Raw genomic sequence first — 21,613 nt, forward strand, 5'->3', positions numbered from 1 at the left:
CGGCACCTCAGTAGTCGGAGAGCTTCTTCATGTAGCGGCGACCGTCCAGCATCACCTGCTGCCGGAACCCGGCCACCTTGTAGATGAAGCGCCACAGCGTGTCGAAGAAGATGAGCGGCGCGACGTTGCCGCGGAAGCGCGGGTCGATGCCCGTCATGTCGAGCGCCTGGGCGTCGAGCACGAGGATGTTTTCGGCCTTCCCGAACCGGTGCAGGAATTCCTCGGCCCGGACGTCGAGATCGCGGGTGGAATCGATGCCCTTCATCAGGACGAAGCAGCGCGTCTCGTCCAGCACCTCGAAGGGGCCATGGAAGAACTCGTTCGAGTGGATGGCCTGGCTGTTGATCCACTGCATCTCCATCAGCACGCAGATGGCGAAGGAATAGGCCGCGCCGTAGCTGGCGCCGGAGGCCATCGTGTAGATCACGTCCTGCCTGGCGAAGTGCTCGGCATAGCGGTCCCAGAGCGGCGCGAAGCTCTCCTGCGCGCGGTCGATCACGACCTGGAGGTTGCAGAGGCTGTCGATCAGTTCCTCGGTCAGATCCTCGCCGCCGGATCCGGCCACGAGGCCGAGCACGATCTGGTAGATGATCGAATAGTTGCTGTCCTTCGCGTCGATCGGCACGCCGGTGGTGTAGGGTGCCTCGAACCTGACCGGATGGTCGACCGCCTCGCCCAGCGGAGAGCCGGGCTCCACGGTCAGGCCGATGGTCACGGCTCCACCGGCGCGTGCGAAGCGGGCGGCGGCGACCGTCTCCTTCGTGGTCCCGGTCATCGAACACAGAACGACGAGCGTGTCAGGCCCGAGGCGCTTCGGCGCACGGGCGACGAACTCGGCCGCGTTGAAGACGTCCGACGGCAGCGTGCCGTGCTGGTCGAGCATGAACTTCGCCGGGTGCATGATCGACAGCGAGCCGCCGCAGGCCACGAAGAACACGTGGCGCAGCGCCGACACGTCGATGGCGGAAAGCGCGGCGGAAACGGCCGGGTGATAACGGTCTGGTAAGGACATCTGCGGGGCGCCTTCTGATATGATGACATAAGACATATTAATTTCGCTGTCCGAGTGTCAAGGCGCCATTGACAAGCCGCCGCCTTTCTTGCGAACGTTCTCATACCGTCACAGGGAAGAGATGCCGGTGTCACGCACCACCCCCAGGATCCTCGCTTTCGGCGACAACGTCGTCGACTGCTACCGCGACCGGCAGCGCATGTTTCCGGGCGGCAACTGCGTCAACCATGCCGTGTTCGCGCGGCGCTTCGGCGCCACGACCGCCTATGCCGGCGCGGTGGCGGACGATGCGGCCGGCCGCGCCATCCGCGATGCCCTCGTCGCCGAAGGTGTCGAGACGTCGCTGCTGCGCTTCCTGCCGGGACAGACCGCCTATTGCGTGATCGCAACCGAGGGCGGCGAGCGCGTCTTCGTCGGCGCCAATCTCGGCGTCTCGATCATCGCGCCCTCCCCCGCCGATCTCGGCTGGATGCGGACGGCGGACGCCGTCCACACCGGCCGCTCCAGCCATGTGGATTCCTGGCTCGGCCATTTCGCCTCGCTCACGCGAATCTCCTACGATTTCGCGACGATCCGCGACGAAGGACGCATCGCCGCCGTCGCTCCCCATTGCCATCTCGCCGGCTTTTCCGGCGGTGACCTCGACCATGCGGAAGCGCTCGCACTGGCATCGATGACGCTCCGGCACGGCGCCGAATGGGTGGTCATCACGCGCGGCGACAGAGGCGCGCTGCTGGCCGGGCGCCACGGCGTCCACGAAGCGCCGGCAGTCCCCGTGCGGCCGGTCGACACGCTCGGCGCCGGCGATACCTTCATCGCCCGCACGCTCGTGGGCCTGCTGCGCGGGGAAGCGCCGGGATCCATCCTGGGCGAGGCGGCGGAGGCAGCCGCTCGCACATGCCTGTCCCCCGGCGCTTTCGGACACGGTGCGCCGATGAACCTCGACATGTCGACGATGCTCACCATCGACGACATCTATGCCTCGACGCGTCCCGTCCCCGGTCCCGGAGCGGACCCCACGGCTGCGGAATGACAATGAGAGCGGGCGGAAAACGTTCTCACAAACGCCTTCCGCCCCGCCCGGACGTGCCTGAACGAAACAACCGAACCAGAACGGGCAGAGCCCACGGAAGGAGGACCACCATGAACCGCTACACCGCCCCGATCCGGCTACTCGCCGCCGCGGCTTCGATGACGACGATGCTCACCGGTATCGCCCTCGCGCAGGACCTGACGATCCGCATCGCCAGCGTCAATGCCCCCACCAGCGAGTCCTGGAAGGGTGTGATGGCCACGGCCGAGCGTGTCACCGAGCGCACCGAAGGCCGCGTGAAGTTCGAGGGCTTTCCCTCCGGGCAGCTCGGCACCACCACCGATTCCATCGAGCAGGCGAGCCAGGGCCTGCCGATCATGACCTTCACCTCGGCCTCGTTCCTCTCGCGCTTCGGCGTGCCGGAACTGTCGATCGTCGAAGGTCCCTTCATCGTCTCGGGCACGGCCGAAGCCGAGACCCTCGCCTTTTCCGACCTGATGAAGGGCTACTACGACCGGTTGGCCGAGACCGCAGGCATCCGCGTCGTCGCGATCAACTGGTTCGATGGCCCCCGCCACATGATCGGCACCGCCGGCTATCCGTCGCCGGACGATCTGAAGGGCGTGCGCATGCGCGTTCCGCCGGTCGAGACCTGGCTGAAGACGTTCCAGCCGCTCGGCGTCGTCGCCACCACGGTCGAGGCGGCCGAGGTCTATTCGGCCCTGTCGCAGGGCGTGGTGACGGCGGCGGAGAGCCCGCTCACCGGCCTGCGCGCCTCGAAATGGCCCGAGGTCGCCAAGGAAATCACGCTCACCGGCCATTTCAACCTCTTCACCGGCTGGGTGATGAGCGAGGCTGCGTTCCAGCAGATGAGCGAGGAGGATCGCGGCATTCTGCTCGAGGAGTTCCGCAAGGGCGGCCAGGACCTGAGCGAAATCTCCGCCAATCTGGAAGCCGAGATCCGCGCCGAGTTCGAAGCGTCGGGCGTGACCTTCCACGAGGCCGACATCGACGCCTACCGCAAGGCGACGGCGAGCTTCTACACGAGCTTCCCGAACTGGCCGGCCGGCCTCTATGATCAGGTCCGGGCCGCGGCTACCGGGAAGTGATGCCGTTCGCCGGGCGGCCTTTTCGGCTCGCCCGGCGCCCCTGCACCGATGGAGGCGGTTCAGACGATGACGTCCCTGCGCAGGCTGCTGGAGTTTCTCGGCCTGACGCTGCCGGCCCTGCTGCTGGCGGCGCTGGTGGCCATCGTCATGGCCGACGTCGTCGCGCGCAACGCCTTCGCGATGTCGATCCTGTGGGCTCAGGAACTGGCGGTCATTCTCCTGGGCGGAACGGTCTGGCTCGGCCTGTCGGGGGCCGCTCTGCAGGGACAGCTCTTCGGCATCGCGCTCTTCGTCGACCGTCTGCCGCCGCGGGCCGCCTTCTGGGCCCGGCTCGTCGCCGACCTCCTGGTGCTCGTCATCGCCGCCGAGGTGATGCGCGCCGCCTTCGCGCAGATCGCGACGGCGCGCTTCACGGTCTTCCTCACGCTCGGCTGGCCGAAATGGATCATGGCGGCGATCCTGGTCGTCGGCATGGGCCTCGTCATCGCCGGGCGCCTCGTGCAGATGGGCGACAGCCTCCGGGACAGCCGCCCGTGACCATCGTCGCCATCGTCTTCGTCCTCCTGCTGGTTCTGGGCCTGCCCGTCGGCTTCGTGATGCTCGGCGCCTCGATGGCCTATTTCGCCGTCAACCCGATGATGGCGAGCCTCGTCGCGCAGCGCATGTCGTCCGGCCTCGAGTCCTTCCCGCTTCTCGCCATCCCGCTGTTCGTCGTCGCCGGCGCGGCCATGGCGCGCGGCGGCATCGCCGATCGGCTCTACGCCTTCTGCGAGACGCTGGTCGGCCACTGGCGCGGCGGGCTGGCGCAGATCGCGGTGCTCAATTCCGTCTTCATGGGCGCCATGTCCGGTTCGGCCAATGCCGACGCCGCCATCGACGCGCGCACCATCGTGCCGGTGATGCGGGCGCGCGGCTATTCCAACGCCTACGGCTCGGTCGTCAGCGCGGCCTCTGCCATGATCGCGCCGATCATGCCGCCCAGCATCGCGCTGATCGTCTACGGCCTCCTGACCAACACCTCGATCGGCCGCCTGTTCGTCGGCGGCATCGTGCCCGCCTTCATCATCGCCATCGCCCTGATGCTGACCGTGCGCTGGACCGCCGGGCGCATGAACCTGGCACCGGCGCGCGAGAACCGCGCCCAACCGCGCGAGGTGCTCGCCAACGGCCGCGCGGCGCTCTGGGCGCTGGCCATGCCGGTCATGCTGCTTCTCGGGCTGCGCAGCGGCTGGTTCACCCCCACCGAACTCGGCGCGGTCGCGGCGGTGTACGCCTTCCTCGTCGGCGTGCTCGTCTATCGCGGGCTCACCATGGGCGACACCCTGTCGCTCCTGAAGGAATCCGCAGCCACCACCGCCGGCGTCCTCTTCATCGTCGCCGCCGCCTCGGTCTTCTCGCTGATCCTCAGCCTCGAACAGATGCCCCAGCAGCTCGTCACCGCGCTTCTGTCGGTGTCCGACAACAAACTCGTCGTCCTGCTCGTCATCAACGTCGCCCTGCTCCTTCTCGGCACCGTCTTCGAGGGGCTGGCGATCATCGTCATCCTGGGTCCCCTGCTGGTGCAGGTGGCGCAGAGCCTCGGCATCGACCCGGTCCATCTCGGCGTCGTGCTGGTGTTCAACACGACCATCGGCTCGCTGACGCCGCCGGTCGGGACCGTCATGTTCACCGTCTGCTCGATCACGCGCTGTTCGGTCGAGGATTTCACGAAGGCGTTCCTGCCCTTCCTCGCCGCCGCGATCGCCGTCCTCCTGCTGCTCACCTACGTTCCGCCGCTGGTCACCTTCCTGCCCGACCTCCTGTTCTGAGACGCCGGGAATACGCGCGCGGCAACTGCGGATCAATCGGCGTGCTGGGCGATGACCGACAGGAAGGCGGGTCCGTAGCGCTCCAGCTTCGCCTCGCCGACGCCCGGAACGGCGCTCATCGCGCCGCGGGTCCGCGGACGGGCCGACGCCAGTTCCATCAGCGTGCGGTCGTGGAAGATCACGTAGGGCGGCACGTTCTGCGCCCGGGCGATCTCCATGCGCTTTTCCCGCAGCGCCTGGAACAGGCTGCGGTCTTCTTCCGGCAGCGCCTCCGTCGCCTGCCTGCGCGACGAGACCTTCGTCCGTTCGGCGCGGGGCGCAGACGGCAGCCGCAGCATCAGTGTCGGCTTCTCGCGCAGGAACTGCCTCCCCGCCTCGCCGATCGACAGACCGCCATGGCCGGCGAGATCGACGTCGATCAGGCGCAGCGCGATAAGCTGGCGCAGGATGCCGCGCCAGGTGCGATTGTCGTGCTCCTTGCCGATGCCGTAGGTGGAGACCCGGTCATGACCCTGTTCCGCGATGCGCACATTCTCGACGCCGAGAAGTACGTCGACGATATAGGCCTGGCCGTAGCGCTCGCCCGTCCGGTAGATGCAGGACAGCGCCTTCAGCGCGGCCGTCGTCCCGTCGAACAGGTCCGGCGGCTTGGCGCAGGTGTCGCAATTGCCGCACGGCGCGCAGTTGTCCCCGAAGTAGGACAGGAGCACCTGGCGGCGGCAGCCGGCCGTCTCGGCGAGGCCCAGCAGCGCGTCGAGCTTCTGGCGCTCGGTGCGCTTGCGCTGGTCGGGCGCATCTGACTCCTCGATGAACCGGCTGCGCAGCGCGATGTCCTCCGAGCCGTAGAGCATCAGCGTATCGGACGGCAGACCGTCGCGCCCGGCGCGCCCGGTCTCCTGGTAATAGGCCTCGATGCTGCTCGGCAGGTCGGTATGCGCGACGAAGCGGACGTCGGGCTTGTCGATCCCCATGCCGAAGGCGATGGTCGCCACCATCACGACGGCTTCCCCGCGCTGGAAGCGCAGCTGGTTCGCCTCGCGCGCGGCCTTGTCCATGCCGCCGTGATACGGCAGGGCGTCGTAGCCCTGGCCGCGAAGCCATTCGGCGGTCTCCTCCGTCTTGCGCTTCGACAGGCAGTAGACGATGCCGCTCTCGCCCTCGTGGCCCGCCAGGAAGCGCTTCAGCTGCGCGCGCGGATTGTCCTTCTCGCTGATGGCGTAGCGGATGTTGGGGCGGTCGAAACCGGCGATGAAGGCGTCCGTCTCGGCGATCTTGAGATGATCGAGGATTTCCGCCCGCGTCGGCGCATCGGCGGTCGCCGTCAGGGCCATGCGCGGCGTGCCTGGAAACAGATCGACGATCGCATCGAGCTGCCGGTAGGACGGCCGGAAGTCGTGCCCCCACTGCGACAGGCAATGCGCCTCGTCGATGGCGATCAGCGACAGGGGAACCCGGCGCAGCCGGTCGAGCGTCTCGGATCGGAGCAGGGTCTCCGGCGCCACATACAGGAGATCGAGCGCGCCCTGCCCGATGTCGCGCCACAATTGGGACCGCTCATCGCCCGGCAGGTCGGAGTTCAGCGCCGCCGCGCGCACGCCGGCCTGCCGCAGGGCCGCCACCTGGTCGGCCATCAGCGCCAGCAGCGGCGAGACGATCAGCCCCATCCCCGGCCGCGCCAGCGCAGGGATCTGGTAGCACAGCGACTTGCCGCCGCCCGTCGGCATCAGCACGAAGGCGTTGTTTCCTGCCACCACGTGGTCGACGATCCGCGCCTGCGGGCCCCGGAAGGCGTCGTAGCCGTAGACGGTCTTGAGAATGTGTCGGGGATCGGCGGACAAATCGGCCTTCTTCGGGAATCACGGTGCTACGGTGTCATAGCAGACGCCTGCGCCCGCCGCGCAACCGTCACTCTGCGGCTGCTCCGCGCCGGCCGCGTCAGTCGTCGGCGGTGCCGGCCAGTCCGAACCGCCGGAGCTTCAGATAGAAAGCCTGACGGCTGAGACCGAGCGCGCGCGCTGCGGCCGACCGGTTGTCGCCAGTCAGCCGGAGGGCAGCCTCCACGCACATCTTCTCGATCAGATCCGTCGTGTTCTGGACGAGATCGCGCAGCGGCGTGCGGCCCACCAGATCGGTCAGAGCCGTCAGGTCGAGCCTGTCCCCGTCTGAGGGCGCCGAGCCGGCCCCCGCACGCAGGACCCGCAGCACGATGCCGAATCGCGGCAGCACCGGATCGGGGGCGTGAAAGATGACGGCCTCGCACGGGGTGGTTCCGTGATCGAGTGCCTCCAGACCGAGCCCGCCGGCCAGAAGCCGTCCCTGACGTTCGGCCGCCGACAGCAGATCGGCCAGACGCCGCCCGCCGTCCACCGTCACGAACTCGTCGATGCCGCGTCCGATGGCGAGCACCTCGGCCGGCGCGCCGACCGCGGCGAGGAACGAATCATTGGCCCAGAGGATGGAGCCGGCCGGATCGATCAGCACGACCGGATCGGGGCTCTCCCGGATCAGCTGCGGCAACGACGAGGACGGATCTTCGCCCGCGTCGCGTTCGCCTGCCTGTGACAGCCGCACGAGCAGGAGCCCGGCCTCGCCACCCGCAGCGGGTTCGGCCACCAGCGACAGGCGCCCCCCGCGGTCGCCCCGCAGGGGCGTCTGGAAGCGGTCGGGACGCCCCGACGACAACACCCCCCGCAGCCGGACGCTGACCTCCGCGCGGGAATTTCCCTCGATGTGGTCGGCGAGGCGCCCGGACCGGACGGCCTCCGCCTGGATGCCGAGCAGCACCGCAGCGGCACGATTGCCGTCGCGGATGGCACCCGTGCGACCATCGACGAGGAGCATTGCCTCGCTGCCGATCGCCCACAGCCTGTGGAAAAGGCTCTCCGAGGACGACTGCGGACGCGGAACGGGCGGCGCGGAGGTGCCGATGAGCACGATCTCGCCCTCTCCGCCGAAAGCCATCGCGGCATATTCGACCGAAACATGGCCGGATGGCGTCGGGTGACGGATCGTCCTCGGCAGGCCGTTCCCGCCAGCCCGTGCCGCGGCCAGCAGATCCTGCAGGTCGTCCACGCTCTCCGCCGCCACGAGATCCGGCAGGCTGCGTCCCGTCCACGAGGCGACGTCCGCCGCGAACCCGCCCGATCGCCCTCCCCACGAGGCATCCCGCACCCGGTCCTGGCGGTCGAGAACGACGGCGACGTCGGCGACGGAGGCGATCATCCGCGCAAGCGAATCCGGATCGGCCTTTCCGAAGGCGGTGTGGAGGATGTCCTGTCCCGACATGGCTGTTCTGCGGGCTTTCGAGGCCGAGGAGGCGCGGGGTTCGGCCGCATCTGACGGTGGCTTCGTCTTCGCGCCGGGGCCCGGCGGTGTCAACTCATTCCATTGCCTTGGCGGGTGGCCTTGCCTAACTTGGCGCAGATGGGGAGCGGAGGACGCGATCGCCACCCGCGCCGGCGAAAAAAGCGCCGGAAAGCGTCCTTTCGCCGGATACCGCCAGACCGGCGCCGGGAGATCGTACATGCGACCGCGCATCGACCTGACGTCGTGCGACACCGAACCGATACACTTCATCGGGTCCATCCAGCCGAATGGAGCGCTGGTGGCCGCCGATGTCGTTTCCCGGCGCATCGACTACGTCAGCGCCAATACCGCCGCCTATCTCGGTCATGCGCCGGAAAAGCTGCTGGGGCGGCCGGTCGAGGACCTGCTCGGTCCGGTCCTTGCCGACGAACTGCACTCGCGCGCGCTGGAGCCGCGGCGCCCGGACCTGATCAAGCCGTGGTTCGTGGACCTCGTCCGCCCTGACGGCCCGGTCCGCCTCGAGTGCTTCCCCCACCTCTACGGCGGCAGCTTCATCCTGGAGTTCGTGCTGCCGGAGCACGGACCGGACCGGGTCTGGGAAGAGGACGAACTGCGTCAGCGCGTCATCACAGAACTCATCCGCCCCGACACGCTGACGGAACTTGCTCGGGCGAGCGCGCAGATCGTGCGCGAGGTGACGGGCTTCGACCGGGTGATGATCTACCGCTTCGCCGAGGACCTGCACGGCGAGGTCATCGCGGAGAGCACCGTCCGGGAGGATTCCTTCCTCGGCCTGCACTACCCCGCCTCCGATATTCCGGAGCCGGCGCGCCGGCACTTCGCGCTGAACGTGATCCGCTCGATCCCCGACATCATGGCGGAACCGGTGCCGATCCTGACCCATCGCGGCGCGATCGCGGACGCATCCCATCCCGCCGCCCTCGACCTGACCCATTCCAAACTCCGCGGCGTGGCTCCGGTCCACGTGGAGTATCTCGGCAACATGGGTGTCGGCGCGTCGATGTCGATCTCGCTCATCTCGAACGACGATCTCTGGGGCCTCGTCGCCTGCCACCATTACGGACCGCTGCACCTTCCGTGGAGCCGTTTCCGCTTCTGCGAACTGCTCGGCGGCACGATCTCCGCGCTGCTGCAGAGCCTCGAGAACGCGGCCCAGCTGCGCCAGAGCATCAGGGCGGAGCGGACGGCGTCCGAGATCGAGCGGAGCGCGCGCGAGGGACGGCCGCTCGCGTCGATCATCACGGAGAAGGCCGCCGAACTGATGCAGCACGCCGATGCCCAGGGCATGGTGCTGAAGCTCGGCGGCGCCGTCACCTGCTTCGGACGCACGCCGCGACCCTTGCCGCCGCTCGACGGCCTGCGCAGCGACCTCGTCGAAGGCCTGGCCACCCAGGATTCCCTGCCTGCACAGCTCGATCTCGATCCGGCCCACTGGTCGACGGCCTCCGGCGCGGCCTATCTCGAACTGTCGAAGGACGGCGAGGATTTCCTCGTCTTCCTGCGCGAGGAATACGAGCACACCATCGCCTGGGCGGGGAAGCCCGACAAGGTCGAGCGGATCGGTGCGGACGGGACCGTACGCCTGTCGCCGCGCGGTTCCTTCGCGCTGTGGAGCGAGGAGCGGCGGGGCCGCAGCAAGCCGTTTTCCGAGAGCGACCGCGAAGCGCTTCGCATCCTGCGCCGCGCCCTCTTCGCGCTCAACAGCCTCGACCGCGAACGGGCGGCCGTCGCTGCGCAGAAGCTGGCGGAGGCCGAGGAGGCGAGACTTCGCCTCATGGTCATGGACGCCGCGCGGCGCAGTTCGATGGGCGAGCTCGCCTCCGCCCTCGCGCACGAACTCAACCAGCCTCTGGCCGCCGTCACCAACTACGTCAACGCCTGCCGGCAGGAACTGCGCAACCACGGCGTCGCCATTCCCGACAACATCAACGGCCTGATCGACCGCGCGGTGGTCGAATCGCGGCGGGCGGCGGAGCTGGTGCGGCGGCTGCGCAACTTCATCGGCCAGGGCGAACTCGTCGCCGAGCCGGTCGACCTGCGCCTGGTCGTCCGCCAGGGTGTCGAACTGGCGCTCGCCGCCTCCGACGATCCCGAACCGACGGTGCGCTTCGCCTTCGAGGGATCGCTGCCAGCCGTCGTGGCCGATCCGATCCAGCTCGGCCAGCTGGTGCTCAACCTGGTTCGCAACAGTCTCGCGGCCATGCGCGACAGCGACGAACGGCTTCTCGAAGTGACCGTGCGGAGGGAAGGCGCGGAAGCGGAGATCGGCGTGCGCGACACCGGGCACGGTATCCCGCCCGAGATCGTCGCTCGGCTCTTCGAGCCTTTCCATCCCTCGACCAGCAGCGGCATGGGCTTCGGCCTGTCGCTCTGCCGGTCGATCGTCGAGGCCCACGGCGGACGGATCGGCTCGCGGCCGGTGTCGCAGGGCGCCCTGATCGTCTTTTCCCTGCCGATCGGCGGAGGCGCGCATGCCCTGGAGAGCTGAGCGGCTGCGCATCCACGTCGTCGACGACGACCCATCGGTGCTCGATTCGATGCGGGCGCTCCTGGTCGCCCACGGGGCCCGGGCGGTCGTGCACGTCTCGGCGGAAGCCTTCCTCGCAACCGGGGACCGGACGCCCGCCGACTGCCTGCTTCTCGACCTGCGGATGCCGGGCATGGACGGGCTGGAACTGCAGCGACACCTGCGGGAGAAGGGCGACGCCATTCCCATCGTCATCCTGACCGGTCATGGCGACGTGCCGGTGGCCGTCGCAGCCATGAAGGCAGGGGCCCTCGACTTCATCGAGAAGCCCGGCACCGAAGAGCAGATCCTTGCGGCCATCGAACTTGCCGCCGACGCCGTTGCCAACCGCGCGCCCAGCGCCATCGCGCCGGAAGAGGTCGCCGACCGTCTCGCGCGCCTGACGGTCCGCGAGCGCGAAGTGCTCGATCACCTCGTGCTCGGCGAGACCAACAAGGCCATCGCCGACCAGCTCGGCATCAGCCAGCGCACCGTCGAGATCCACCGCGCCCGGATCCGCGAAAAGCTCGAGGCGCGCGGCCTGTCCGACCTCATCCGGATGATGCGCTGAGGCGTGTCGCGCTCTTCGGGATCGACGCTCCGCGATTCGGCGAGTCGGATCCCCGCATTCTCAGCGGAGGACCGGACCGGCTTCGATGAGACGTGTCACGGCTGCGCACGGACGTCGCGCCGGACCGCTGCGGATGCCTGATGGGCGCGGCGTCCCGCTCCGTACGTAGTTTTCCCGTAGGCGTTTTTCCGCAATGGAGGCGCGAGCACTTTGGCCCTACCTTCGGCATCGTGGAGGAACGCCGAGCAGCCGTCCGGGCGGTTTCGGGCTCTGGATCGGCGATACAGGGAGTAGGTGGCGTGTCCGCCCCGAAGAATGGCAACGGCGATGCTCCGGCGGCCGGCGCAACATCCGGCATCCGGCGCATTGAACTGATGTTGGACGAGGAGCAGTTCGCCGCTCTCGAGGGCTGGCGCTACGCGAACCGCGTGGCGGACCGGTCGGAAGCCGCGCGCGAACTGGTCCGGCTCGGCCTGCTCTCGGAGATTGCGCGGGTCTACCGTCTCGTTGCCGGCGCGGCAGATTTCGGCGAGGCGACCGAGGAAGGTTACGAATCCAAGGCCTGAGATGTCGTTGACGCTTGCGCAGGAACGCAGCGGCGCTATGTGATGCGGACGAACCCCAGCCGGAGTCCGCGTCATGTTGGACTGGTCCCTCGCCGTTTTTGTCGTGCTCTGCATCGTTGCTGCGTCGAGCGGCGCGCTGTTCCAGCCGGGTGCCTGGTACGAGACGCTCGACAAACCATCCTGGACGCCGCCCAACTGGTCCTTCGGCGTCGTCTGGACCATCCTTTTCCTGATGATAGCGGTCGCCGGGTGGCTCGTCTGGCGCGCGGGCGGCTGGTCGCTTCCGGTCGTGCTGTGGGGCGCGCAACTGGTCGTCAATGCGGCATGGTCCTGGCTGTTCTTCGGCCGTCGCCGCATGGACCTCGCCTTCGTCGACGTGGTGCTTCTCTGGCTCCTGATCGCGGCCTTCATCGTCAGCGCGTCTGCCCTGTCGGGCTGGGCGGCCTTGCTCTTCGTCCCCTACCTGGTCTGGGTGTCGATCGCGGCGGCGCTGAACCGGTCTGTCTGGCGCAGGAACCCGCAGGTCGCCTGACGGCTCAGGCGGCGGGCATCGCCGGCACCGGATAGAGCCTGCGCTCCATCAAGCCCAGGCAGTCCAGCGTCGAGAGCACGATCTGCGGCGCGTTCAGCCCGGCTGCCTCGTACATCGTGCGCGGCTTGTCATGCTCGATGAAGCGGTCGGGAAGGGTCAGCGTCCGGATCCGCAGGCCCCTGTCCAGCACCCCTGCCGCGGCGAGCAGGTGCAGCACATGCGCGCCGAAGCCGCCGGCTGCCCCCTCCTCCACCGTGATCAGCGCCTCGTGGTCGCGCGCCAGGGCCAGGATCAGCCTACGATCCAGAGGCTTGGCGAACCGTGCGTCGGCCACGGTCGCGGTGATGCCGCGCCTGGCCAGTTCGTCGGCGGCCACCAGGCATTCGTCCAGCCGGCCGCCGAGCGAAAGCAGCGCCACCGAGGACCCTTCGCGCAGGAGACGGCCGCGGCCGATCTCGAGCGGAACGCCGCAGGCAGGCAGGGACACGCCCGTCCCCGCCCCGCGCGGGTAGCGGAAAGCGGAGGGACGGTCATCGATGGTGCGGGCTGTGGCGACCATGTGGACCAGTTCCGCCTCGTCGGCGGCGGCCATGACCACGAAGTCCGGCAGGTTGCAGAGATAGGCGAGGTCGTAGGACCCGGCATGGGTCGGTCCGTCCTCCCCCACCAGCCCGGCACGGTCGATGGCGAAGCGCACCGGGAGCCGCTGCAGCGCCACGTCGTGCACCACCTGGTCATAAGCGCGCTGCAGGAAGGTCGAGTAGATCGCCGCGAAGGGACGCATTCCCGCTGCCGCCATTCCCGCCGCGAAGGTAATGCCATGCTGTTCGGCGATGCCGACGTCGAAGAAGCGGTCGGGAAACCGCTTCTGGAACGCGTCGAGCCCTGTGCCGCTGGCCATAGCGGCGGTGACGGCGACGATGCGCGAGTCGGCTTCGGCCTCCGCGATCAGGCTGTCTGCGAACACCTTCGTGAAGGACGGCGGTCCGGGTGGCGCCTTGACCTGCGCACCGGTCGCGACGTCGAAGCGGCCGACGCCGTGGTACTTGTCGGCGGAGCGTTCTGCGGGCGCATAGCCCTTGCCCTTGCAGGTCACCGCATGCACGAGCACCGGGCCGTCCGCCTGCCCGCGCACCATCCGCAGCACGGAAAGCAAGGCGTGCATGTCGTGACCGTCGACCGGCCCGACATAGGATAGGCCGAGGTGCTCGAACAGCGAACGCTCCGGCAGGAGCCCCGCCACCATGTCGCGCGCGCGCTCTGCCCCGGACGACGCGGGAGACCTGAGCCGCGCCGCTGAGTCCGCCCGATCCGTCGCGACCTGCGGCGAAGGCGTGCCCGCCTGCAGCCGCGTCAGATGACGCGACATCGCACCGACGGGCGGCGAGATCGACATCTCGTTGTCGTTGAGGATCACGACCAGCCGCTTTCCCAGCGCGCCTGCATTGTTCATCGCTTCGTAGGCCATGCCCGCCGAAAGCGCGCCGTCGCCGATGACGCAGACCACGTCGCCGACGTCCGCACCGAGGTCACGCGCGGCGGCAAAGCCGAGTCCGGCCGAGATCGACGTCGAGGAATGGGCCGCGCCGAACGGATCATGGTCGCTTTCGGACCGCTTGGTGAAGCCCGAAAGGCCCCCGCCCTGGCGCAGGGTGCGGATCCTGTCGCGCCGGCCCGTCAGGATCTTGTGCGGATAGCATTGGTGCCCGACGTCGAAGATCAGCCGGTCGCGCGGCGTCTCGAACACCGCATGGATGGCGACCGTGAGTTCGATGACGCCGAGCCCGGCACCGAGATGGCCGCCCGTCACTGACACGGCCGAGATGGTCTCGGACCTCAGTTCGTCCGCGAGCCGGACGAGTTCGGCGTCGTCAAGCCGGTGAAGGTCGGAGGGATCCGTGATCCGGTCGAGCAACGGGGTTGCCGGTCTGTCCATGCGTCCTCCCCGGCGACGCGACACGGCACGCCGCCTCCGTTCAGGCGCCAGAGCCGGCAGTAACCAGGAGACCGGCGGCGCTTGGTGTCCACTCAGATTGACACCAAGCGCCGTCACTGTCCATAGACTTGTGCGGTTACTGGGAGCCCGCTTCCGGCGAGAAGGTCTTGATGTAGGCGATCACGTCGGCGCGCTCCTCGGGCTTCTTCAGGCCGGGGAAGGCCATCTTGTTGCCCGGCACCTTCTTCTTCGGGTCGGTGATGTACTCGTCGATGTCGGCCTCGGTCCAGACGAGTCCGCCCTCGCCTGCCGCCACCATGGCCTTCGAGTATTTCTTGACGAAATCCTCCTGCGTTCCGGCCACCCGGCCGATCACCCCGTTCAGGTTCGGCGCGATCGGCTTGGTGGTGTCGCCGATGCCGTGACAGGTGGCGCAGCGCTTGAAGATCGTCTCGCCCTTGGCGGCGTCCTGCGCGACGGCAATCGACGGAATGCCGATGAGCAAGGCAGCGGCGGCGGCAAGGCGTATGGACATTGTCATGGGTTCCTCCCGGACTGTTTCCCTTCGTCCCGACACTTAGGCCGGGACGCTGCGTCGTCAAGCGTTTACTGTCAAGCCGGTTGGACGATCGGCGGTTCGCACTGACAATTCCGATTGATAACCGATCCGACCCGTGCTTTGAATAGGGCGAGGTAAACGAAGTTGACATACGCCTTCGTAAATCATTCCGGACTTTCGTCCACGACCTACCCGTTCTCCGCCATCGTCGGACAGGACGGGATGAAGCATGCCCTGATGCTGGCCGCCGTCGATCCGACGATCGGAGGCATCCTCGTCTTCGGCGACCGCGGCACGGGCAAGTCCACCGCCGTTCGCGGCCTCGCCCGGCTGCTGCCGCCCATGACGGTCGCCGGCGATTGCCGCTTCAACTGCGATCCGGCCGCGCCCGCGAGTCTCTGTCCGGCATGCCGGGCGCGCAAGCCCGGCCGCCCGCGCAAGGTCCCGGTCCCCGTGATCGATCTTCCGCTCAGCGCCACGGAAGACCGGGTCGCCGGCGCGCTCGACCTCGAGAAGGCGCTCGCGCATGGCGAGAAGGCCTTCGAACCCGGCCTGCTCGCCGCCGCCCACCGCGGCTTCCTCTACATCGACGAGGTCAATCTGCTCGAGGACCATCTCGTCGATCTGCTGCTCGACGTCGCCGCCTCGGGCGTCAACGTGGTCGAGCGGGACGGCCTGTCGGTCCGCCACCCGGCACGCTTCGTCCTGGTCGGCAGCGGCAACCCCGAGGAAGGCGAGCTGCGGCCCCAGCTGCTCGATCGATTCGGCCTGTCCGTCGACGTGAGATCGCCGTCCGACATCGCCCAGCGCATCGAGGTGGTGAAGCGTCGCGACCGCTTCGATCGCGATCCCGAAGCCTTCGCCGCCGAATGGGAGCGCGCGGACGCCCGGTTGCGGTCGAGGATCGCGCGGGCACGGCGCGGGATCGGCTCGGTCGAGACCCCCGACGAGGCGATGGAGTTCGCCAGCCGCCTGTGCCTCGCGCTCGGCGTCGACGGACTGCGCGGCGAACTCACGCTGCTGCGTGCCGCTCGCGCCGCGGCCGCGCTCGACGGTCGCGAACGCGTGGACGCCGCCGCGATCGCGGCGATCGCGCCGGCGGCCCTGCGCCATCGCCTGCGGCGCGATCCGCTCGACGAAGCAGGCTCGACCGTCCGCATCGAACGCGCGATCGCGGAACTCGCGGGCCGATGAGCCGGGATGCCGGGCCCGACCGGAGCTGGGCCGACGCCGTCGCCGCCGCCTGTCTCCTCGCGATCGACCCCGAAGGCCTCGTCGGGGTGCATCTTCGGGCCCGCGCCGGCCCCGCGCGCGACCGCTGGGTGGACCTTGCCCTCGGCTGCTTCCCGAAAGGGGCAGCGCGGCGGCGGCTCCCGGCCGGCTGCGACCCTGCCCGCCTGGCGGGAGGTCTCGACGTGGCAGCGACGCTGGCCGCCGGCCGGCCGATCCTCGACATCGGGCTTCTGGCTGCAGCGCATGGCGGCACGATCGTCGTGCCGATGGCCGAACGGCTCGACCGCGCCCAGACGGCCACCGTCTGCGCCGCCATCGACCGCGGCGCCGTGAGGCTCGAGCGCGACGGCTTTTCCGGCGACCTGCCGGCGCGTTTCGCGCTGCTCGCTCTCGACGAGGGCGCCGAGCCGGGCGAGACGATTCCGTTCCCGCTCGCCGAACGGCTCGCCTTCGCCATCGATCTTTCGGGCGTCGCCGCCATGGAAGAATGCGCCCCGGACATGGACACGCTCCTCGCCGCGCGATCGCGGCTGCCCGGTATCCGTCTCGACGATGGCCTGCTCGATGCGCTGGCTGCGCTCGCCATGGCGCATTCGCCGCGCCGGCTCCTCTTCCTGGTCCGGGCCACCCGTGCCGCAGCCGCGATGCGCGGCAGTCCGGCCGTCGAGACCGAAGACGCAGCCCTGGCCCTGCGGCTCGTCCTCGGCGTTCAGGCCGTCGCGGAAGCCGCGCAGCAATCCCCGCCGCCACCGCCGCCGGATCCTGCGCAGGAGCGGCGGGAGAACGCCGAGGACGGCGCCCAACTGGCCGATGTCGTGCTGGAGGCCGCCGCCGCCGTACTGCCGCCAGGCCTGCTCGAAGGGGCCGGCGCGCCCGCCACCCGCAAGGGCCGCAGCAGCGGCGCCGGAGCGGCGAGGACGGGTGGGCGCCGCGGACCGGCCGTCGGCATCGCGTCGAAGGCACCCTATCCGGGAGCACGGCCGGACGTGCTCGCCACCTTGCGCGCCGCGGCTCCGTGGCAGGCGATCCGCCGCGGTCAGGGTCGCGAAGACCGCGGGGATGCTCCGGCAGGAGGCATCATGGTGCGGACCGACGATTTCCGCTGGCTGCGCCGCCGCGAACCGCAGGGCACCACGGTGGTGTTCGTGGTCGACGCTTCCGGCTCGGCCGCCGCCGCGCGGCTGGCCGAAGCCAAGGGCGCCGTCGAGCTGCTGCTGGCCGAGAGCTACCGCCGGCGCGACGAAGTGGCGCTCATCGCCTTCCGCGGCACCGGCGCCGACCTCGTGCTGCCGCCGACGCGATCGCTGGTTCGCGCCAAGCGGGCGCTCGCCGCTCTGCCGGGCGGCGGTGGCACCCCGCTCGCCGATGCGATCCTGGCGGCCGACTCGCTGGCCGGCACGGTCACGCGCACGGGGCGGGAGGCTGTCGCCGTGTTCCTGACCGACGGCCGCCCCAACATCGGCTTCGGCGGCGCGCCGGGCCGGCAACGGGCGGCGGAAGACGCCGAACGTGCGGCCGCGGTGTTCCGTGCAGGCCGGACGCGCGGCGTCGTCATCGACACGGCCTCCCGCCCGCAGGCCGCACTGGCGGGCCTCGCGCGCAGGCTCGGCGCGGAGTATTCTCCCCTGCCGCACGGCGACAGCCGGCGGATCAGCCGCGAGCTCTCCGCGCACCTGCACGCCCGGACCTGACTCAGCGAAGCCTGGAGCGCTGCATGGAGCGGCCGGATTGGAACAGGCAGGGCCGCGACTGGCCGAACCGCGAAGCGAGCCGTTTCGTGTCGGCCGCGCGTCTGAACTGGCACGTCCAGGTGATGGGCCGGGGACCCGCGCTGCTCTTGCTGCACGGAACCGGGGCGGCCAGCCACAGCTGGCGCGACGTCGCTCCCCGTCTCGCCGACCGCTACACCGTCATCGTGCCCGATCTCCCCGGCCACGGCTTCACGGCGATGCCGCCGTCGGAGGGAATGTCCCTGCCCGGAATGGCAATGCGCGTCGCCGCCCTCGTCTCCGAACTGGGCCTGGCGCCCGGCGTCGTCGTCGGCCATTCGGCGGGCGCGGCCATTGCCATCCAGATGGCGCTCGACCTGCGCCTGGCGCCCGACCTGATCCTCTCGCTGAACGGCGCGATCAAGCCCATCCGCGGCGCGGGCGTGTTCTCGCCGCTCGCCAGACTGCTCTTCCTCAATCCGCTCGCGCCGCGCCTGTTTTCCTGGCGGGCGCAGGCACCGGGCGCGACGGAACGGCTGCTGGCCGGGACCGGCTCGACCATCGATGCGCGCGGCGTCGCGCTCTATGAGAGGCTGTTCCGGACGGCGGGCCATATCGAGGCGACGCTCGGCATGATGGCGGCCTGGGACCTGGACGACCTGCCGCGGCGCATCGCACAGCTGAATCCGCGGCTGCTGCTCGTGGCCGCCGCCGGCGACAGGGCGATCCCGCCCGGCGACGCGACCGAACTCGCGCGCCGCACGCCAAGGGCCGAAGCGCTGCTGCTGCCGACGGGCGGGCACCTCGTCCATGAGGAGCGCCCGGACGAGATCGCCGCGCTGATCGCCGGTCGGGCAGCGGCGGAGCACGCCTGACGTTTTCTTTTGTCATTTCGAATGACATCGCATACTGTCCATTCATGTTGACAAGCCCCGACCGCAACCGAAGGTTCGACCCGACCGGCCGGCGGCCGCACGCGGTCGTCGTCGGCTCCGGCTTCGGCGGCCTCGCGGCAGCCGTCCGGCTCGGGGCCCGCGGCTTCCGGGTGACCGTTCTGGAGCGGCTCGAGCGGCTCGGCGGCCGCGCCTCCGTCCTTGTCCAGGACGGGTTCACCTTCGATCGGGGACCGACCATCGTCACGGCGCCTTTCCTGTTCGAGGAACTCTGGACGCTCGCCGGGCGGCGGATGCAGGACGACCTCGACCTGCGCGCGCTCGACCCCTTCTACCGCATCCGCTTCGACGACGGCTCGCATGTCGACTGCTGGCGCGACGCCGACGCCATGCGCGCCGAAGTCGCGCGCGTCGCACCCGGTGACGTCGAGGGCTGGGACCGCTTCATGACGATGGCCCGCGAGATCTGCCGCATCGGCTTCGAGCAGCTCGGCCACCGGCCGTTCTCGTCCTTCGCCGACATGCTGCGCATCGCACCCGATCTCATCCGCCTTCAGGGCTGGCGCAGCGTCCACGGTCTCGTCGCGTCCTTCGTCCGCTCGACGAAGCTGCGCACCGTGCTGAGCTTCCATCCTCTCCTCATCGGCGGCAACCCGTTCCGTGCCCCCGCCATCTACTGCCTGATCCCGGATCTCGAGCGGCGCTGGGGCGTGCACTATCCCCTCGGCGGCGTCGGCCGGCTGGTCGACGGCCTCGCAGGACTGATCGCCGGGCAAGGCGGGATGCTGCGCACGCGGGCCGAAGTCGCGGAAATCGAGACGAAGGACGGCCGCGCCACAGGCGTGCGGCTCGTCTCCGGTGAACGCATCGCTGCGAATCTCGTCGTCTCGAACGCCGATGCGGCCACCACCTATGGCCGCCTGCTCGACAAGGCGGCGGCCCGCCGCTGGAGCGACCGCCGGATCGAGCGCGCGCGCCATTCGATGGGCCTGCTCGTCTGGTTCTTCGGCACGAGCGGCCGCTTCGATGCCGTCGGCCATCACACCATCCTGCTCGGCCCGCGCTACAGGGGCCTGATCGAGGACGTCTTCGAGCGCAAGCGCCTGACGGACGACTTCTCCATCTACCTCCACCGTCCGAGCGCCAGCGATCCCGGCGTCGCGCCCGCGGGCTGCGATGCCTTCTACGCGCTGACCCCTGTCCCCAACCTGAAGGGCGACGTCGACTGGTCGGTCGAATCGGAGCGGCGCCGCGCGGCGATCGAGCGCCGTCTCGCGGAAACGGTGATGCCGGGCCTGCCCGGCCGCATCGTCACCTCGAGGGTGATCACGCCGGTCGACTTTCGCGACGACTACCTGTCCGCTTACGGCGCCGGCTTCGGCTTCGAACCGGTCCTGACGCAGAGCGCGTGGTTCCGCCCGCACAACCGCAGCGAAACCGTCCGCGACCTCTTCCTGGTCGGCGCGGGAACGCATCCGGGCGCCGGACTTCCGGGTGTGCTGTCGTCCGCCCGCATCCTCGACACGGTCGTGCCCGATGCCAGCGCCTACCTTCGATAGACGCTTCTCGACCCCGGCCGACTGCGCGGCCTGCCGCCAGGCGATCCGCCAGGGCTCGCGCTCCTTCTACCTCGCCTCCCTCCTGTTGCCGGTGGCGATCCGGGAGCCGGCCTACGCCGTCTATGCCTTCTGCCGCATGGCCGACGACCGCATCGACAAGGAAGACGGCGGACTGCACGCGGTGGCGGACATGCGGGCGCTGCTCGACCGCGTCTACGCCGGCGCGCCCGGCCAAAGCACCGTCGAGCGCGCCTTCGCCGATGTCGTGATGGCCTTCGCCATTCCCCGCGCCCTCCCCGACGCGCTGCTGGAAGGGCTCGCCTGGGATGCGCAGGCGCGCCGCTACGAGACCTTGGCCGATCTTCGCGCCTATGCCATGCGCGTCGCAGGCTCCGTCGGCGCGATGATGACGCTGGTGATGGACCGCCGCCTGCCGGCGGTTCTCGCCCGTGCCTGCGACCTCGGCGTCGCCATGCAGCTCACCAATATCTGCCGCGACGTCGGCGAGGATGCCCGTGCCGGACGGCTCTATCTGCCCCTCGACATGCTGCGGCGACACGGCATCGATCCACAGCGGTTCCTCGCCGACCCCGTCTGCACGCCGGCGCTGCGGGCGGTCGTGGCGGAACTGCTGGCCGAGGCCGAGAAGCTCTACGACCGCTCTCTCAGCGGCATCGCGGCGCTTCCGGCATCGACGCGGATCGGAATCGCGGCCGCACGCCTGCTCTACCGGGAGATCGGACGCGGCGTCGCGGCCGGCCTCGACCCGGTCGCGCGTCGCTCCGTCGTCGCCGCGCCGCGCAAGCTCGCCCTCATGCTGGAAGCGGTCGGCCAGTCCTATCCGGCGGAGGCGCCCTCCGCGTGGCCGGCGCTCGACGAGGCTCGCGGCATGATCCGCGCGGTCGTCCGGTCGGCGCCGCCCGCGCGCAGCCCCGCGATGCCTCCCTGGTGGCGGGTCGAGGCGCGCGCCCTGCGGATGGTCGAACTGCTCCATACGTTCCAACGCCGCCCGCAGGCGGGGCGGCTGCCGCTGGGGCGGGCCCAGCGTTCGCAGCCGTGAGCTCCGGTTACATCATCCTCTTCGAACTGGTGCTGGTGCTCGGCCTGGCGCTCGTCTTCGGCGTGCGCGAACTGCGCAACCTGCGGCGCTTCGACCGGGAGCGGGCGGAACGGAACCGGCAGGCGGCAGCCACGGCCAGACGCGCGGAGGACGGCCAGGGCGGCGACTGAGCCTGCTGCGGGCGGACGATGCACCGGCAG

Annotated in this window: 19 protein-coding genes; 14 read left to right on the plus strand and 5 right to left on the minus strand. The window is 69.7% G+C overall.

Going from position 1 to position 21,613, the window contains the following annotated elements; genetic code table 11:
- Positions 1-7 precede the first annotated feature (7 nt).
- Positions 8-1,012: an SIS domain-containing protein gene (locus IAI54_RS12180; RefSeq protein WP_187972586.1), complete on the minus strand. Its 1,005-nt coding sequence runs from the start codon at positions 1,010-1,012 to the stop codon at positions 8-10.
- Positions 1,013-1,139: 127 nt separating this feature from the next.
- Between IAI54_RS12180 and IAI54_RS12185 the strand changes: the two genes are divergently transcribed.
- The 4 genes from IAI54_RS12185 to IAI54_RS12200 all read left to right on the plus strand — a co-directional run bounded on the left by IAI54_RS12185 (position 1,140) and on the right by IAI54_RS12200 (position 4,962).
- Positions 1,140-2,045 carry a PfkB family carbohydrate kinase gene (locus IAI54_RS12185; RefSeq protein ID WP_275403609.1) on the plus strand — a complete coding sequence of 302 codons (906 nt, stop codon included), beginning with the start codon at positions 1,140-1,142 and terminating at the stop codon, positions 2,043-2,045.
- A 110-nt stretch (positions 2,046-2,155) separates the two neighbouring features.
- The gene (gene dctP / locus IAI54_RS12190; RefSeq protein WP_187972588.1) at positions 2,156-3,154 is read left to right on the plus strand and encodes a TRAP transporter substrate-binding protein DctP; all 999 of its coding nucleotides are present in this window, start codon (positions 2,156-2,158) and stop codon (positions 3,152-3,154) included.
- 66 nt (positions 3,155-3,220) lie between these two features.
- Positions 3,221-3,691 carry a TRAP transporter small permease gene (locus IAI54_RS12195; RefSeq protein WP_187972589.1) on the plus strand — a complete coding sequence of 157 codons (471 nt, stop codon included), beginning with the start codon at positions 3,221-3,223 and terminating at the stop codon, positions 3,689-3,691.
- Entirely contained in the window at positions 3,688-4,962 is a 1,275-nt protein-coding gene (locus tag IAI54_RS12200; RefSeq protein ID WP_187972590.1) for a TRAP transporter large permease, read from the plus strand. The genes IAI54_RS12195 and IAI54_RS12200 overlap by 4 nt, the downstream gene beginning before the upstream one ends.
- A gap of 32 nt (positions 4,963-4,994) precedes the next feature.
- On the opposite strand, the gene recQ is transcribed toward IAI54_RS12200, so the two are convergent.
- Positions 4,995-6,800 (minus strand): DNA helicase RecQ, encoded by a 1,806-nt coding sequence (gene recQ / locus IAI54_RS12205; protein WP_187972591.1) that lies wholly within the window; start codon positions 6,798-6,800, stop codon positions 4,995-4,997.
- Positions 6,801-6,897: 97 nt separating this feature from the next.
- The gene (locus IAI54_RS12210) at positions 6,898-8,247 is read right to left on the minus strand and encodes a PAS domain-containing protein (protein ID WP_187972592.1); all 1,350 of its coding nucleotides are present in this window, start codon (positions 8,245-8,247) and stop codon (positions 6,898-6,900) included.
- Positions 8,248-8,485: 238 nt separating this feature from the next.
- Between IAI54_RS12210 and IAI54_RS12215 the strand changes: the two genes are divergently transcribed.
- The 4 genes from IAI54_RS12215 (at position 8,486) to IAI54_RS12230 (ending at position 12,464) form a co-directional block, all read left to right on the plus strand.
- Complete coding sequence (locus tag IAI54_RS12215; protein WP_187972593.1) at positions 8,486-10,777, plus strand: ATP-binding protein; 2,292 nt, start codon at positions 8,486-8,488, stop codon at positions 10,775-10,777.
- Complete coding sequence (locus IAI54_RS12220) at positions 10,761-11,366, plus strand: response regulator transcription factor (RefSeq protein WP_187972594.1); 606 nt, start codon at positions 10,761-10,763, stop codon at positions 11,364-11,366. The genes IAI54_RS12215 and IAI54_RS12220 overlap by 17 nt, the downstream gene beginning before the upstream one ends.
- Positions 11,367-11,665: 299 nt before the next feature.
- Positions 11,666-11,932 carry a hypothetical protein gene (locus IAI54_RS12225; RefSeq protein WP_187972595.1) on the plus strand — a complete coding sequence of 89 codons (267 nt, stop codon included), beginning with the start codon at positions 11,666-11,668 and terminating at the stop codon, positions 11,930-11,932.
- 73 nt (positions 11,933-12,005) lie between these two features.
- Positions 12,006-12,464 carry a TspO/MBR family protein gene (locus IAI54_RS12230; protein WP_187972596.1) on the plus strand — a complete coding sequence of 153 codons (459 nt, stop codon included), beginning with the start codon at positions 12,006-12,008 and terminating at the stop codon, positions 12,462-12,464.
- A 4-nt stretch (positions 12,465-12,468) separates the two neighbouring features.
- On the opposite strand, the gene dxs is transcribed toward IAI54_RS12230, so the two are convergent.
- Entirely contained in the window at positions 12,469-14,400 is a 1,932-nt protein-coding gene (gene dxs, locus IAI54_RS12235; protein ID WP_187972597.1) for a 1-deoxy-D-xylulose-5-phosphate synthase, read from the minus strand.
- A gap of 136 nt (positions 14,401-14,536) precedes the next feature.
- Positions 14,537-14,941 (minus strand): c-type cytochrome, encoded by a 405-nt coding sequence (locus tag IAI54_RS12240; RefSeq protein ID WP_420838279.1) that lies wholly within the window; start codon positions 14,939-14,941, stop codon positions 14,537-14,539.
- 240 nt (positions 14,942-15,181) lie between these two features.
- Between IAI54_RS12240 and IAI54_RS12245 the strand changes: the two genes are divergently transcribed.
- From IAI54_RS12245 to IAI54_RS12270, 6 genes are read left to right on the plus strand one after another with little or no spacing between them, the layout of a single operon-like run.
- Positions 15,182-16,153 (plus strand): magnesium chelatase ATPase subunit I, encoded by a 972-nt coding sequence (locus IAI54_RS12245; protein ID WP_187972598.1) that lies wholly within the window; start codon positions 15,182-15,184, stop codon positions 16,151-16,153.
- Entirely contained in the window at positions 16,150-17,883 is a 1,734-nt protein-coding gene (locus tag IAI54_RS12250) for a VWA domain-containing protein (RefSeq protein ID WP_187972599.1), read from the plus strand. The genes IAI54_RS12245 and IAI54_RS12250 overlap by 4 nt, the downstream gene beginning before the upstream one ends.
- Positions 17,884-17,906: 23 nt before the next feature.
- Positions 17,907-18,776: an alpha/beta fold hydrolase BchO gene (gene bchO / locus IAI54_RS12255; RefSeq protein ID WP_187972600.1), complete on the plus strand. Its 870-nt coding sequence runs from the start codon at positions 17,907-17,909 to the stop codon at positions 18,774-18,776.
- Positions 18,777-18,820: 44 nt separating this feature from the next.
- Positions 18,821-20,353, plus strand: a complete 1,533-nt coding sequence (crtI, locus tag IAI54_RS12260) for a phytoene desaturase family protein (RefSeq protein ID WP_187972601.1) — start codon at positions 18,821-18,823, stop codon at positions 20,351-20,353.
- The gene (locus IAI54_RS12265; protein WP_187972602.1) at positions 20,331-21,413 is read left to right on the plus strand and encodes a phytoene/squalene synthase family protein; all 1,083 of its coding nucleotides are present in this window, start codon (positions 20,331-20,333) and stop codon (positions 21,411-21,413) included. Before crtI ends, IAI54_RS12265 begins: the two co-directional genes overlap by 23 nt.
- The gene (locus IAI54_RS12270) at positions 21,410-21,583 is read left to right on the plus strand and encodes a hypothetical protein (protein ID WP_187972603.1); all 174 of its coding nucleotides are present in this window, start codon (positions 21,410-21,412) and stop codon (positions 21,581-21,583) included. Before IAI54_RS12265 ends, IAI54_RS12270 begins: the two co-directional genes overlap by 4 nt.
- Positions 21,584-21,613: the final 30 nt, after the last annotated feature.

This window comes from Aquibium microcysteis, from assembly GCF_014495845.1.
Lineage (GTDB): Bacteria > Pseudomonadota > Alphaproteobacteria > Rhizobiales > Rhizobiaceae > Aquibium > Aquibium microcysteis.

Excerpts from the sequence above, each read along its gene's own strand:
- bchO (WP_187972600.1), top strand. The coding sequence starts at position 17,907 with ATGGAGCGGCCGGATTGGAACAGGCAGGGCCGCGACTGGCCGAACCGC.
- IAI54_RS12230 (WP_187972596.1), top strand. The coding sequence starts at position 12,006 with ATGTTGGACTGGTCCCTCGCCGTTTTTGTCGTGCTCTGCATCGTTGCT.
- dxs (WP_187972597.1), bottom strand. The coding sequence starts at position 14,400 with ATGGACAGACCGGCAACCCCGTTGCTCGACCGGATCACGGATCCCTCC.
- IAI54_RS12180 (WP_187972586.1), bottom strand. The coding sequence starts at position 1,012 with ATGTCCTTACCAGACCGTTATCACCCGGCCGTTTCCGCCGCGCTTTCC.
- IAI54_RS12195 (WP_187972589.1), top strand. The coding sequence starts at position 3,221 with ATGACGTCCCTGCGCAGGCTGCTGGAGTTTCTCGGCCTGACGCTGCCG.
- IAI54_RS12220 (WP_187972594.1), top strand. The coding sequence starts at position 10,761 with ATGCCCTGGAGAGCTGAGCGGCTGCGCATCCACGTCGTCGACGACGAC.
- IAI54_RS12215 (WP_187972593.1), top strand. The coding sequence starts at position 8,486 with ATGCGACCGCGCATCGACCTGACGTCGTGCGACACCGAACCGATACAC.
- dctP (WP_187972588.1), top strand. The coding sequence starts at position 2,156 with ATGAACCGCTACACCGCCCCGATCCGGCTACTCGCCGCCGCGGCTTCG.
- IAI54_RS12210 (WP_187972592.1), bottom strand. The coding sequence starts at position 8,247 with ATGTCGGGACAGGACATCCTCCACACCGCCTTCGGAAAGGCCGATCCG.
- IAI54_RS12265 (WP_187972602.1), top strand. The coding sequence starts at position 20,331 with ATGCCAGCGCCTACCTTCGATAGACGCTTCTCGACCCCGGCCGACTGC.
- IAI54_RS12240 (WP_420838279.1), bottom strand. The coding sequence starts at position 14,941 with ATGACAATGTCCATACGCCTTGCCGCCGCCGCTGCCTTGCTCATCGGC.
- IAI54_RS12250 (WP_187972599.1), top strand. The coding sequence starts at position 16,150 with ATGAGCCGGGATGCCGGGCCCGACCGGAGCTGGGCCGACGCCGTCGCC.
- crtI (WP_187972601.1), top strand. The coding sequence starts at position 18,821 with ATGTTGACAAGCCCCGACCGCAACCGAAGGTTCGACCCGACCGGCCGG.
- IAI54_RS12245 (WP_187972598.1), top strand. The coding sequence starts at position 15,182 with ATGAAGCATGCCCTGATGCTGGCCGCCGTCGATCCGACGATCGGAGGC.